This is a genomic window from Streptomyces sp. NPDC057474 (assembly GCF_042802555.1).
GTDB lineage: Bacteria > Actinomycetota > Actinomycetes > Streptomycetales > Streptomycetaceae > Streptomyces.
In genome coordinates, this window is the sequence record NZ_JBHVDX010000116.1 from 17,215 (window position 1) to 30,633 (window position 13,419).

13 protein-coding genes are annotated in these 13,419 nt (G+C 70.3%); 1 reads left to right on the plus strand and 12 read right to left on the minus strand.

The features are described 5' to 3' along the window. From ACFU53_RS28045 to ACFU53_RS28070, 6 genes are read right to left on the minus strand one after another with little or no spacing between them, the layout of a single operon-like run. A complete protein-coding gene (locus ACFU53_RS28045) occupies positions 1-1,101 on the minus strand; it encodes an LLM class flavin-dependent oxidoreductase (RefSeq protein ID WP_383998073.1) in 1,101 nt (366 codons plus the stop codon). 47 nt (positions 1,102-1,148) lie between these two features. Further along, positions 1,149-2,132: an ABC transporter substrate-binding protein gene (locus ACFU53_RS28050; protein WP_383998076.1), complete on the minus strand. Its 984-nt coding sequence runs from the start codon at positions 2,130-2,132 to the stop codon at positions 1,149-1,151. Next, positions 2,129-2,875, minus strand: a complete 747-nt coding sequence (locus tag ACFU53_RS28055) for an ABC transporter ATP-binding protein (RefSeq protein WP_383998079.1) — start codon at positions 2,873-2,875, stop codon at positions 2,129-2,131. The genes ACFU53_RS28050 and ACFU53_RS28055 overlap by 4 nt, the downstream gene beginning before the upstream one ends. Then, complete coding sequence (locus ACFU53_RS28060; RefSeq protein ID WP_383998081.1) at positions 2,872-3,744, minus strand: ABC transporter permease; 873 nt, start codon at positions 3,742-3,744, stop codon at positions 2,872-2,874. The genes ACFU53_RS28055 and ACFU53_RS28060 overlap by 4 nt, the downstream gene beginning before the upstream one ends. Beyond that, positions 3,741-4,646: a sulfurtransferase gene (locus ACFU53_RS28065; protein WP_383998084.1), complete on the minus strand. Its 906-nt coding sequence runs from the start codon at positions 4,644-4,646 to the stop codon at positions 3,741-3,743. Before ACFU53_RS28065 ends, ACFU53_RS28060 begins: the two co-directional genes overlap by 4 nt. Further along, complete coding sequence (locus tag ACFU53_RS28070; RefSeq protein ID WP_383998087.1) at positions 4,643-5,356, minus strand: alpha/beta hydrolase; 714 nt, start codon at positions 5,354-5,356, stop codon at positions 4,643-4,645. Before ACFU53_RS28070 ends, ACFU53_RS28065 begins: the two co-directional genes overlap by 4 nt. Positions 5,357-5,691: 335 nt before the next feature. Between ACFU53_RS28070 and ACFU53_RS28075 the strand changes: the two genes are divergently transcribed. Next, the gene (locus ACFU53_RS28075) at positions 5,692-6,540 is read left to right on the plus strand and encodes a LysR family transcriptional regulator (protein ID WP_383998090.1); all 849 of its coding nucleotides are present in this window, start codon (positions 5,692-5,694) and stop codon (positions 6,538-6,540) included. Between the two features lie 29 nt (positions 6,541-6,569). On the opposite strand, the gene ACFU53_RS28080 is transcribed toward ACFU53_RS28075, so the two are convergent. The 6 genes from ACFU53_RS28080 to ACFU53_RS28105 form a co-directional block, all read right to left on the minus strand. Further along, positions 6,570-6,971, minus strand: coding sequence for a MarR family winged helix-turn-helix transcriptional regulator (locus tag ACFU53_RS28080; protein ID WP_383998093.1), 402 nt, complete (start codon positions 6,969-6,971; stop codon positions 6,570-6,572). A gap of 72 nt (positions 6,972-7,043) precedes the next feature. Beyond that, positions 7,044-7,397, minus strand: coding sequence for a VOC family protein (locus tag ACFU53_RS28085; protein ID WP_383998096.1), 354 nt, complete (start codon positions 7,395-7,397; stop codon positions 7,044-7,046). A gap of 167 nt (positions 7,398-7,564) precedes the next feature. Continuing rightward, positions 7,565-9,802, minus strand: coding sequence for a 1,4-alpha-glucan branching enzyme (gene glgB, locus ACFU53_RS28090; RefSeq protein ID WP_383998099.1), 2,238 nt, complete (start codon positions 9,800-9,802; stop codon positions 7,565-7,567). Between the two features lie 4 nt (positions 9,803-9,806). After that, the gene (locus ACFU53_RS28095) at positions 9,807-11,195 is read right to left on the minus strand and encodes a maltokinase (protein WP_383998102.1); all 1,389 of its coding nucleotides are present in this window, start codon (positions 11,193-11,195) and stop codon (positions 9,807-9,809) included. Between the two features lie 29 nt (positions 11,196-11,224). Continuing rightward, on the minus strand, positions 11,225-12,943 hold the full coding sequence (gene treS / locus ACFU53_RS28100) for a maltose alpha-D-glucosyltransferase (RefSeq protein ID WP_383998105.1): 1,719 nt from the start codon (positions 12,941-12,943) through the stop codon (positions 11,225-11,227). Further along, positions 12,940-13,419 (minus strand): DUF3459 domain-containing protein (locus ACFU53_RS28105; protein ID WP_383998108.1); only part of this gene is annotated, 480 nt, incomplete at its 5' end. The genes ACFU53_RS28105 and treS, both read right to left, overlap by 4 nt.

Here is a 13,419-nt window from a genome sequence, read left to right on the forward strand (position 1 = left end):
TCAGGCGGCCCGGGCGGTGGCGGCCCGGTGGGCGAGTTCCTGCCGGACCAGCGGCAGGACATGGCGGGCGTAGTCGATGGCGTCGTTCAGCGGGTCGTAGCCCCGGATCGACAGCAGGTCGCAGCCGATGTCGACGTAGTCGAGCAGCGCCTTGGCGACCGTCTCCGGGGTGCCGACGAGGGCGGTCGAGGCCCCGGCCGCGTTGGTGGCGACCGCCGGAGCGGTCCACAGGCAGCGGTCGTGCACCTCCCCGCGCTCGGCGATGTCCAGCAGACGCTGCGAGCCGACGTTCGCCGGGCGCCCACTGGTCCGGTAGTGCCGGAACGCGTCCGACGAGGCCGACTCCGCCCTCAGCACACCCAGCGTGCGGTGCGCCTTCTCCCAGGCCAGCTCCTCGGTCGGCGCGATGATCGGCCGGAACGACACCCAGATACGCGGATGGGGGCGCCCGGCGGCATCCGCGACCGTGTTCACGGCGGCGATCTGCTCCGCCGTCTCCTTCAGCGGCTCGCCCCACAGCCCGAAGATGTCTCCCTGCTGCCCACCCACCCGGTAGGCGTCCTGCGAAGATCCGCCCACCGAGACCGGGACCAGCCCGTTCACCGGCTTCACATCGGAGTGGTAACCCTCGAACCGGAAGTACTTGCCCTCGTGCGAGACGGGCCCGTCGGCCGTCCACACCTTCCTGAGCACCTGGATGTATTCGTCCGAACGCTCGTACCGCTCCGCCTTGTCGAGGTAGTCACCCTCCCGCCGCTGCTCCTCGTCACTGCCCCCGGAGATGATGTGCAGCGACAGCCTGCCGTCGCTGATCTGGTCCAGGGTCGCGAGAGCGCGGGCCGCGTGCGTGGGAAAGATGACGCCCGGCCGGTGGGCCAGGATCGGGCGGACGCGCTCGGTGTGCGTGGCCACGAACTGGGCCAGCTGGAGCGCGTCCGGGGACGCCGAGTGGTAGGCGACCAGGGTGTGGTCGAAGCCGCCGTCGTCCAGGGCGCGGGCGTACCTGCGCACGTAGTCGGGGTCGAAGCCGGTACGCGCGCTCGACGCGGGCCCGTTGACACCGGGGGCGGTGTGGACGGCGCTGATGAATTCCACGGGCATGGCGAACTCCCTTCAGGGAAAAGTCACTTGAGGACGTCGGAGAGCGGTCACTTGAGGACGGTGGTGTCGGCGGACCCGGCCACGTCGACGTTCGGTTCGAGGACGCCGATGCCGTTCATCAGGTCGGCGACACCCTGGACCGTCCTGGTCACCTCGGTGTCGATCGGCAGGACCTGGCTGTACGCGGCCGACGCGAGCGTCTTCGCCACCGACTCGTCGGCGCCGTTGCGCTCCACGATGGCCTTCGCGTACGCGTCCTCGTGCGTGTCGGTCCATTTCAGGGCCGTACCGAGGCGCTTGAGGAAGTCGCCGAGCGCGGCCTTCTTCCCGGAGTCCGCGAGGGCCTGGTCGGAGGCCCCGATGAAGCCGTAACCGCTGACGCGGTCGTCGGCGCCGTCGACGAGCAGCTTGCCGCCCTGCTCCAGACCGACGGCCTGGTAGACGCCGAAGGTCGCCCACGCCTTGATCTTCCCGGAGGCGAAGGCGGCCTGCGCGTCCGTCGGCAGCAGGTACTGCACCTTCACGTCGGAGTACTTCAGCCCGTTCTGCTGGAGGACGTTGGCGAGCAGATACTCCGAGATGCTGCCCTTGGCCGAGGACACCACGACCTTCTGGCCCTTCAGATCCTCGACACTGTCGATGCCGGCCCCGTCCCGGACGACGATCCCGACATGCCGGCCGTCGTTCCTGAGCGCGGCGACCGTCTTGAACTTCACCCCGCCGCTGAGCGCCTGGAGGGCCGGCAGGTCGGCCGAGTACGTGGTGTCGGCTGCGTTCGCCTGCACGGCCTGGTAGAGCGGTGCCGCGCCCTCGAACTCGGCCCACTTCACCTTGTAGTCGGCGCCCTTGAGCGCGCCCGAGGCCGCGAGGATGGTCTGCAGTGTCTTGGCCTGGTCGCCGATGGTCAGCGTCACCTGGCCGTCCGGGGCGGAAGCCTGTGCCGAGGAGTCTCCGCCGCAGCCGGTCAGTGCCAGCAGGGCGGTGAGGCTCAGCGCGGCGGCCGCGATTCTGCGTACTGCTGGGGATGTCACGAGCGGGTTCCTTCCAGGGAGCGGTTGACGCCGAGCCAGGTCAACAGGCGGGCGCGCAGGGAGACGAAATCCGGGGCGGTCAGATCACGGGGCCGGGGCAGATCGACGGTCAGCTCGTGGGCGATACGGCCCTCGTCCATCACCAGCACCCGGTCGGCGAGCAGCAGTGCCTCCTCCACGTCGTGCGTGACCAGGAGGATCGCGCAGCCGTGCCGCTGCCACAGCTCGGCGACCAGCTGCTGCACCCTGCCCCTGGTGAGGGCGTCCAGAGCGCCGAACGGCTCGTCCAGCAGCAGAAGTTCGGGTTCGCGGACGAGCGCGCGGGCCAGCGAGACCCGCTGGGCCTGACCGCCGGAGAGCGTCTTCGGCCACACGGTCGCGCGGTCCGCGATACCGACCTCGTCCAGCGCCTTCGCGGCCACCGCCCGGTCGGCCCGGCCCGGCAGACCCAGAACCACATTGCGCCACACCTTCAGCCAGGGCAGCAGCCGCGGCGACTGGAAGGCCGCACTGCGCCTGGCCGGCACGGTCACCTCGCCGCCGATCTCCTCGTCCAGCCCGGCGAGGATCCGCAGCAACGTCGACTTGCCGCAGCCGCTGTGCCCGAGGAGGGCCACGAACTCGCCCTCCCGGATGTCGAGATCGAGAGCGTGCAACACGGTGTGACCGTCGAAGGCCCGCGAAAGTCCGCGTATCTCCACGCTGTTGGACGCGGCGGTGACGGTTTCGGACACGGTGGTCATGCCTCCCCTTCGAAGTTGGCCCGCCAGGTCAGCAACCGGCGCGACAGGACACGCACGGCGAAGTCGCAGGCCAGCCCGAGCAGCGCGTACACGGCGAGGCAGAGCACGATGACGTCCGTGCGGAAGTACTGCTGGGCGTTGCTCATCAGATATCCGAGCCCCGCGTCCGCGTTGATCTGCTCGGCGAACACCAGCGCCAGCCAGGCCGTCGACAGCGCGTACCGGAGCCCCACGAGAGCCCCGGGCAGTGCGCTCGGCAGGATCACGTACGTGATCAGCCCCAGCCGACGGAGCCCCATCATCCGTGCGGCCTCGACGAGTTGGGCGTCCGTCGAGCGGATCCCGCCGTAGATGTTGAAGTACAGCGGATATGTCACACCCAGTGCGACCAGTGCGATTTTGGGTGTCTCCTCGATGCCGAACCACACGATGAACAGCGGGATGAGACCCACCCACGGGATGGCTCGGAACATGCCCATCGAGGAGTCGATGACGTCCTCGCCCAGCCGGAACAGCCCGGCCAGCAGCGAAAGGCTCAGCGCGACGGTCGCCCCGATCAGGAATCCGGTGGCGGCCCGCCGGCCCGAGGCGGCGATGGCATCCGGGAGTTCGCCGCTCTTCGTCAGCTCCACGGCCTGCTGGGCGACGTCCACGGGCGAGGCGAGGACGGACTCGGGGAGTATTCCGGTCGCCGAGGTCAGGAACCAGAGCAGGACCAGACCGACAGGGCCGGAGGCGCGGCGTACACCACGCGGGACGGTGAAGCGGCGAGCGGTCTTCGCGGTGCCACGGATGGTGACGCGGGCCGGCGCCGGCGCTGTGTCCGCGCGGGTCGGCTGCTCGGGCAGCACCAGGGATTTCGTCGTCATGGGTGGCTTCCCTCCACGGCCGGGCGGGCCGGATCGGCGGACCAGGCGGACCAGGAGCCGGGGAAGAGTGTCGCCTCGAATCCGGCGAGGGCGAGCGCGGCGATCTGATGGGCGGCGGTGACACCGGAACCGCAGTACACGCCGATGCGCTCCGCCTCGCCCGCACCCTTCGCCACGAACCGTTCCCGTAGCTCCTCGGCAGACCGGAACGTCCCCTCGGCCGTCAGGTTCTCCCCGGTCGGCGCCGACACCGCCCCCGGAATGTGCCCGGCCCGCGGATCCACCGGCTCGACCTCACCCCGGTACCGCTCGGCGGCCCGAGCGTCCAACAACAGCCCCGACACGGCCAGTTCGGCGGCCCCGTCGGCATCGGTCACCGGCAGCCCACCGGCCCGCAGGACGACATCCCCGGGCGCCGGAGCGGTGGGCACCCCCGACGCCAGCTCCAGACCGGCGGCCTGCCACGCCCCCAACGCCCCGTCCAGCAGCGTCACATCGGTCACCCCGGCGAACCGCAACAGCCACCATGCCCGCGCCGCCGCCGTGTTGCCCAGATCGTCGTACACGACGACCGGCCGACCTTCCCCGACGCCCCAACGCCGCGCGGCGGCCTGCAGATCCGCGAGCCCGGGCAGCGGATGCCGCCCGCCCTCCGGACTCGGCGGTGCGGCCAGCTCGGTGTCGAGGTCCACGAACACCGCGCCCGGGATGTGCCCGGCCGCGTAGTGCTCGCGGCCGTGCGGGTCGCCGAGTGCCCAGCGCACATCGAGCAGTACGGGCGGGCGCCCGGAGCGGAGCAGGGCGGCGAGTTCGGCGACGGCCGTGGTGACGCGAACGTTCGCGGGTCGCCCACCGCCCGTACCCGTCCCGAAGTCCGTCGTCGTGTCCGTGCCGGTGCTCATACCGAACCCTCCGCGATCGCGGGCAGCTCGGCGGACAGACGAAGCCGTTCGAGGAAGAGGACCACCGTGGCGGCGGCCGTGCGGTGCAGGGCGTCGTTCAGTACGTCGTGCCGGCCGCCGTTGAAGGTCACTGTCCGTACGGTGGGGTGGCCCGCGTACGCGTTGAGCGCCCCGTCGAGCGGGCTGACGGCGTCGTCCGTGCCGTGCAGGGCGAGCACGGGGAGGTCCACGAGATCCAGGCGCAGCTCCGGCAGTTCGTCGGGGCTCTCGTCGAGGGCGCCCCGGCGGAAGTCGGGGTCGTTCGTGAGACGGCCCTGGTGGGTGGGGCAGGCGGTCCGCGCCTCGGCCTCGGTCTCCCAACTCCCGGACACCCAGGGCCCGATGGGCAGCCCGGCGAGGATCAGCGCGTCGAGGCCCGTGGCCCGCTCGGCGGCGAGATGTACGGCGTACCGGGCACCCGTGTCGGAGCCGACCAACACCTTCGGGCCGGGCAGCGACTCGTCGGCGAGCAGCTTGGCCGCCGCGTCGAGGACCGACGGGTCGACGGTCGGGTCGCCGAGGGCGCGGACACGGTAGGCGTCGAAGGCGAGACGGCGGCCGAACCGCTCGTACACGCCGCCGTGCTCGCCCCGCCCGGCGAGCACGACGAGCGTGCCGCGCGCGGCGAGACCTTCGGGTTCGTCCCAGGAGGACGGTGCGGAGGAGGGCATGGGGCAGCAACTCCCGTTTCAGGGCAGGGGAAAGGAGCGGGACCGCACGAGTGAGAGGCCGGACCGACACGTGTCAGTCCAACGGGGACCACTCGATGTGAGCGCGGAGAGAGCGCCGCCGATGCGGCGGCAGGGAATCAGCGGATCAACGACAGCGCGCGCTGCACGCCACACCGAAGTCGATGACTCGGCGCTGCGTCAGAAAGGCAGCAGAGGCGGTCGCGGGAATCATGGGTTCATCATGACCGGCGGTGCCGCGTCGCGTCCAACGACGATTCCGCATCGAAACCGATCAGCGATCACGATCGATGCCGGGCAGCGGTTACCGTCGCCGTATGCCCCAACCTGTCCTCGACATCGTGGCCCTGCGCAGCCTGACCGCGATAGCCGACTGCGGCGGCTTCCACCGCGCGGCCCGCTCCCTCGCCCTAAGCCAGTCCGCGGTGAGCCAGCACGTCCGCAGGCTGGAGAAGACGCTCGGTCGCGCGATCGTCGAACGCGAGGGGCGCGGCACCCGCTTCACCTCCGACGGACGGCTCCTCGTCGAGCAGGCCCGCCGCATCCTCGCCGTCCACGACGAGGCCGTACGCGCACTGCTCGACATCGACGGCGACACCGTCACCATCGGCTCCACCGAACACGCGGCCGACCAGTTCCTGCCCCGGCTCACGGCGGCCGTGCAGGAGGTGCGCCCCGGCTGCCGGGTGCGGTTCCGCATCGACCGCTCGGCACGGCTCGTCGAGGCCGTGGAGCGGGGCAGCGTCGATGTCGCGGTGTACGTGACCGAGGCGGCGGCGACCGAGGGCACCCCTGTCGGTGGTCTGCCCCTGACCTGGCACGCCACGCCCGGCTGGGAGGCCCCCACCGCACCCGTCCCGGTGCCGCTGGTGGCCGTCGAGGACCCGTGCGCGATCCGGCGCCGGGCCATCTCGACGCTCGCCGCGCACGGTGTCGCCGCCACGGTCGTCGGCGACGCGGGCTATCTCGCCGGCGTCCTCGACATCGCCCGCACCGGCCAGGGCGTCGCCCTCCTGGCCGCCGTCGGCCCCGCCCCCGACGGGCTGGCCCCGTACGGCGGACTGCCGCCCGTCACCCCCATCCCGATGAGCGCCCTCGCCCGCCCCGGCGCGGACCCGGCCACGGTGGAGGCCGCCTTCGAGGCCGTACGGGACCTGCTGCGCTGAGGGGGCAGTGCGCGGGGAGCCGGTGGGTGTCAGCCCTGCTGCAGCATGCGGGACAGGACGTCGCGCTGCAGTGGCAGGACCTCCGTGTGCAGGTCCCGGCCCTTGTCGGTGAGGGTGACCCACACGCCGCGCCGGTCCTCTGCGCAGACGGACCGTTCCACCAGGCCGTCCTTCTCCAGTCGGCCGATCAGCCGGGACAGCGCGCTCTGGCTGAGGTGGACCTTCTCCGCGATGTTCTGCACCCGGCACAGGTCCCCGGCCGCCGTGGCCGCCGCCATACCCGACGCGAGGATGTCGAGCACCTCGAAGTCGCTGGCGCCGAGGCCGTGCGGATGCAGCACGCGGTCGATCTCGCACATCGTGCGGGCGTGCACGGACAGGATGTCCCGCCACTGGTCCTCGAGCCGCAGACCGGCCGTGTTCGCTGCCATATGTGCACGGTAACAGAGGGCGAGGTGGTCGTTGTCCATGCAACTAGTGCAGGCGCATCCGCTGCTCGCGAGCTACTCCGCCGCGGTGTCCTCCACGAGCCCGATCAGGTTCCCGTCCGTGTCCTTCACCGAGGCGATGAGCCGGCCGCCGCCCACGTCGTGGACGTCCTCCAGCGTCTCCGCGCCGGCCCCGAGCAGCTCCGCGAGCGTCGACCGGATGTCGGTGACGTGCCAGTACGGCACCGGACCCGTCATCCCCTTCGCGTGGCCGCTGGGGTCCAGGCCAACGTCCTGCCCCGCGTCCTTGAACCCGACGTAGTACGCCGAGTCCGCGTACGGCTCGACCTTCAGCAGCGCACTGAACAGGGCCTTCGCCTGGGCCAGGTCTTTGACGGGGTAGATGATGGTCTTCAGTCCGGCGGTCATGACGTACTCCTCCGTGGTTGTTTCTGCTCGCTGGGATCTGCCGTCCACGCTAGGCCGGGAGAGCGTCGGCGGGCTTCTTCATTCCTGACCGTTCGCTCCCCCCGGAAAGGGCGCGGGGAACTGCGCGAGAAGCCCCACCCACCCGCACCCGACAACGATCCGGAAAACTAGGCCGGACGAAGCCAGACCGTGGCCAGCGGAGGCAAGGTCACGCGAATACTGACCGGTCGGCCGTGCCAGGCGTGGAGCTCGGGTTCGACGGCGTGGGGGTTGGTGACGTCGCTCCCTCCGTAGGCGGCGGCGTCGGTGTTCAGCACCTCGCACCAGGCCGGGACGTCCTCGGGCACCCCGAGGCGGTACTCCGCGCGGACCACAGGGCTGAAGTTGGAGACGGCCAGCAGAGGCGTGCCGTCCGCGTCGAGCCGCAGAAACGCGAAGACGTTGTCCTCTGCGGCGTCCGCGCTCACCCACTGGAAGCCGGCCGGGTCGGTGTCCCGCTGCCACAGCGCGGGGGTGTGGCGGTAGGTCGTGTTGAGGTCGCGAACGAGGTCGCGCACGCCCCGGTGGTCGGCCTCGGCGCCGTACGCGGGGTCGAGGAGCCACCAGTCGGGTCCGTGTGGCTCCGACCATTCGGCGCCCTGGGCGAACTCCTGACCCATGAAGAGGAGTTGTTTGCCGGGGTGGGCCCACATGAAGCCGAGGTACGCGCGATGATTCGCCCGCTGCTGCCACCAGTCGCCCGGCATCTTCGACACCAACGACTGCTTCCCGTGCACGACCTCGTCGTGCGAGATGGGCAGCACGTAGTTCTCGCTGTACGCGTACACCATCGAGAACGACATCTCGTCGTGGTGGTACTTGCGGTGCACCGGCTCGTGCTCGATATAGCCCAGCGAGTCGTGCATCCACCCCATGTTCCACTTCAGCCCGAAGCCCAGGCCGCCGCTGTCGGTCGGGCGGGTCACGCCGTCCCAGGCCGTGGACTCCTCGGCGATGGTCACCACACCGGGCGCCCGCCGGTACACCGTCGCGTTCATCTCCTGGAGGAAGGCGACCGCGTCCAGGTCCTCGCGCCCGCCGAACACATTGGGAGACCACTGACCGGAGTCACGCGAGTAGTCGAGGTAGAGCATCGACGCGACCGCGTCCACCCGCAGCCCGTCGACATGGAACTCCTCGCACCAGTACACGGCGTTCGCCACCAGGAAGTTGCGCACCTCACGGCGGCCGAAGTCGAACTCGTACGTCCCCCAGTCCGGATGCTCGGCCCGCCGGCTGTCCCCGGGCTCGTACAGCGGCTCCCCGTCGAAGCGGCCGAGCGCCCAGTCGTCCTTGGGGAAGTGGGCGGGCACCCAGTCCACGATCACGCCGATACCGGCCCGGTGCAGCGCGTCGACGAGGTACCTGAAGTCGTCGGGGGTGCCGAGCCGTGCGGTGGGCGCGTAGAAGCCGGTGACCTGATATCCCCAGGAGCCGCTGAACGGGTGCTGGGAGACCGGCATCAGCTCGACGTGGGTGAAGCCGAGGTCGGATACGTACCCCGGTAGCACATCTGCGAGTTGACGATACGTCAGTCCCGGGCGCCAGGACGGCAGATGGATCTCGTAGACGGAGAACGGGGCCTCGTGCACCGGGGTGCTTCCGCGTCCGGCCAGCCATTCCGCGTCGCCCCACTCGTAGTGCGAGGCCGTGACGATGGACGCCGTCGCGGGGGGCACCTCCGCCTGGCGGGCCATCGGGTCGGCCTTGAGGAGGCGGTGGCCGTGGCGCGAGGTGATCTCGAACTTGTAGTGGGCGCCCTCGCCCACCCCTGGCAGGAACAGCTCCCAGACCCCGGACGAGCCGAGGGACCTCATCGGGAACGCCGTCCCGTTCCAGCAGGCGAAGTCCCCGACGACACGCACCCCTTGAGCGTTCGGCGCCCACACGGTGAAGCGGGTGCCGGTCACCCCCTGGTGGGTCATCGGCTCTGACCCGAGCGCCTTCCACAGCTGCTCGTGGCGCCCCTCGCGGATCAGATGCAGATCCAGCTCGCCGAGCGCGGGCAGGAAACGGTACGGGTCGTGCACCTCGTGGTCGGTGTCCTCGTACGAGACGAGCAGCGTGTACTCCGGGACGGTGTCGAGCGGGAGCAGGACGGAGAAGAGGCCGTCGCCCTCCGAGGCGAGATAGGTGCGCTCGCCGTCGATCACGACGCTCACGGCATGGGCGTACGGGCGCAGTGCCCGTACCGCGACCCCGCCCGGCACCGGATGGGCACCGAGCAGGGCGTGCGGGTCGTGGTGCGCGCCGGAGAGCAGCCGCGCACGGTCGTCGGGTGCCGGCGGAGGGGCGGCCACGGTCAGCCGGGGTCTGCGCGGGGGCGGGCCCGCCGCCTCGGGGGGAGTGGTGTCGCGCAGGGCCACGGTCTCAGTCTCCTCTCACGGCGAGACGCTCGATCGCCGCCATCGGTACGGGAAGCCAGTCGGGGCGGTGCCGGGCCTCGTAGAGGACCTCGTACACGGCTCGGTCCGTCTCGTAGGCGCGCAGCAGGCCGTGCTTGTTGCGCGGGTCCCAGCCGGCGTGGGCCGCGTAGCCCGCGCAGTAGGCCTCCCGGCAGCGCCGTGCCCACTCCGGGCGCCAGGGGCGGCGCTGCCGGGCGGCGTAGTCGAAGGAGCGCAGCATCCCGGCGATGTCCCGCACCGGTGACTGGGTGCCGCACCGCTCGGCGAGCGGACGGGACGGCTCGCCCTCGAAGTCGATGACGAACCACTCCCGGCCGGCCCGCAGTACCTGTCCCAGGTGCAGATCGCCGTGGACGCGCTGGGCGGGCGGCCCGACATCGCACGAGAGCAGGGCACGGAAGGCGGTGCGCAGCCCGGGGACGAACGGCCGCAGCGCCGGTACGCAGCGCGCGGCGGCGTCCAGCCGCTCGGTCATCACGGCCGCCGTCCGCCCGTTCTCGTCATGGGCCCCGGAGGGGAAGGCCGAGGCCAGCGCCATATGGACCTCCGCCGTGGCCCGGCCCAGCTCACGGGCCTGCGTCGTGAAGTCGTGGCCCGCGGCGAGCGCACCGAGCGCCAGCGTCCAGCCGTCGGACGCGTCGGGCAGGAAGGGCTGCAGCACCCCGAGCGTCGCCGCGAACGGATCGGTCGTCCGGAACCAGGCCACCGGCGCCGGCACCCGGCCGCACCCCTGCCCGGCCAGCGCTCCCGGCACCTCCAGATCGGGGTTCACCCCCGGCTGGATGCGCCGGAAGACCTTCAAAATGAACGCGTCCCCGTACACCACCGAGGAGTTGGACTGCTCGGCGTCCAGCAGCCGAGGCGCCAGCCCGGCCGGTACCCGTACGTCCGGGTCCGCCTCGAAGCGCAGCGGGCCCACCGTACCCGGGTGCCGGAGCCGCTCGAGCAGCAACTGGGCCGAGTGAGGGTCGTACAGCGCGTCGTACACGGTCAGACCCGCCAGCGGACCCTCGTGCGCCTGCCCGATGAGCGCCCGGCCGAGGCGCGGCACCAGATGCTCGCGCACCCCCAGCACCAGCTGATAGCAGTCGCCGGCCGGGGGAGTGCCACCGGGCGCGGGCACCCCGCAGTGGCCGGTGTGGCTCGGCTGGCCGGTGTGCACGAGCAGATGCAGACAGCCCGGATACAGCTCGGTCATCGACAGCAGGGCGAGGTCCGTGACCGGCCGGTCCTTGCCGGCGAACCAGCGCTGCCGCGGCAGCCACTCGCGCAGCAGCCCGGCCAGCGAGGTCATGAGGTCGGCGGCGACCCTGTCGCTGCTGGGCCGGAGCGATGCGGTTGCGGTCTTCGGCATGGTGACGCGTCCTTTCGCCGGCCCGCGCTTCAACGCCCTCGGGCAGCGCGGGAGAGGACTCGGGAGAGCCGGAACCAGTAGAAGCCGTGGCCCGCGAGGGTGAGGAGATAGGACAGTTCACCGATGGCGGGGAAGCGGACACCGCCGATGAGTTCGACGGGGTGGCGTCCTTCGTAGGCGCGCAGATCGAGTTCGGTGGGCTGTGGGAAGCGGGAGAAGTTGTGCACGCACAGCACCAGGTCGTCTTTGTACTCCCGTAGATACGCCAGCACGGCCGGGTTGGACGACTGCAACTCGGTGTATGTGCCGAGGCCGAACGCCGGGTTCTGCTTGCGGATCTCGATCATCCGGCGGGTCCAGTGCAGCAGCGACGAGGGGGAGGACATCGACGCCTCGACGTTGGTGACCTGGTAGCCGTAGACGGGGTCCATGATCGTCGGCAGGTAGAGGCGGCCGGGGTCGCAGGAGGAGAAGCCCGCGTTGCGGTCCGGGGTCCACTGCATCGGGGTGCGTACGGCGTCGCGGTCGCCGAGCCAGATGTTGTCGCCCATGCCGATCTCGTCGCCGTAGTAGAGGATCGGTGAGCCGGGCAGGGACAGCAGCAGGGCGGTGAACAGTTCGATCTGGTTGCGGTCGTTGTCCAGGAGCGGGGCGAGCCGGCGGCGGATGCCGATGTTGGCGCGCATACGCGGGTCTTTGGCGTACTCCGCGTACATGTAGTCGCGTTCTTCGTCGGTGACCATTTCGAGCGTCAGCTCGTCGTGGTTGCGCAGGAAGATGCCCCATTGGCAGCTGGAGGGAATGGCCGGGGTCTTGGCGAGGATTTCCGAGACGGGGTAGCGGGATTCCCTGCGTACGGCCATGAAGATGCGTGGCATCACCGGGAAGTGGAATGCCATGTGGCATTCGTCGCCGCCGCTGGGGAAGTCGCCGAAGTAGTCGACGACATCCTCGGGCCACTGGTTCGCCTCCGCGAGGATGACCGTGTCCGGATACAGCGCGTCGATCTCCCGGCGGACGTGCTTGAGAAACGCGTGGGTGGCCGGGAGATTCTCGCAGTTGGTGCCTTCCTCCTGGTAGAGGTAGGGGACGGCGTCCAGGCGGAAGCCGTCGATGCCGAGATCCAGCCAGAACCGCAGGGCGGCCAGCATTTCTTCCTGGACAGCGGGGTTCTCGTAGTTCAGGTCGGGCTGGTGGGAGAAGAAGCGGTGCCAGAAGTACTGCTTGCGGACGGGGTCGAGGGTCCAGTTGGAGGCTTCGGTGTCGACGAAGATGACGCGGGCGTCCTGGAACTGTTTGTCGTCGTCGGCCCAGACGTAGTAGTCGCCGTAGGGCCCGTCGGGGTCGTTCCTCGATTCCTGGAACCACGGGTGCTGGTCGCTGGTGTGGTTCATGACGAAGTCGATGATGACGCGCATGCCGCGTTGGTGGGCGGCGTCGACGAATTCCACGAAGTCGGCGAGGTCGCCGAATTCGGGGAGGACGTCGGTGTAGTCGGAGACGTCGTAGCCGCCGTCGCGCAGTGGCGATTCGAAGAAGGGCGGGAGCCAGATGCAGTCGATGCCCAGCCACTGCAGATAGTCGAGTTTGGCGGTCAGACCCTTGAGGTCGCCGATGCCGTCGCCGTCGGTGTCCTGGAAGGAGCGGACGAGGACTTCGTAGAAGACGGCGCGTTTGAACCAGTCCGGGTCCCGGTCCTTCTGTGGAGTGTCCTCGAAGGTGTCCGGGATGGGTTTGTTCATGGTCATGGCGTACCTGACGCTCCGATCTGCGACGACGAGGACGTGTTCTCGGCATGGAGCTGGACGTGGAAGACGTGCGCGGGTGCCCGCCCGGGTTCCAGGCGCACGTAGTTCGTCCTTCCCCAGAGGTAGGTCTCGCCTGTCAACTCGTCGCGTACTGACACGTTTTCGTCCATGCCCAGGCCGAGTTCCGCCATGTCGAGCGTGACCGTGGACTGCTCGGCGTGGTGGGGGTCGAGGTTGACGACCACCACGACCGCGTCCGAACCGGCGCGCTTGCTGTACGCGATCACCGCGTCGTTGCCGGTGCGGTGGAAGCGCAGGTTCCTGAGTCCGTGCAGTGCGGGGTGGCGCCGTCTGATGTCGTTGAGCGCGGTGATGAGGGGCGCGATCGTACGTCCGTCTTGTTCGGCTGTGTCCCAGTCGCGCGGGCGGAGTTGGTACTTCTCGGAGTCGAGGTACTCCTCGCTGGCCGGTTTGAG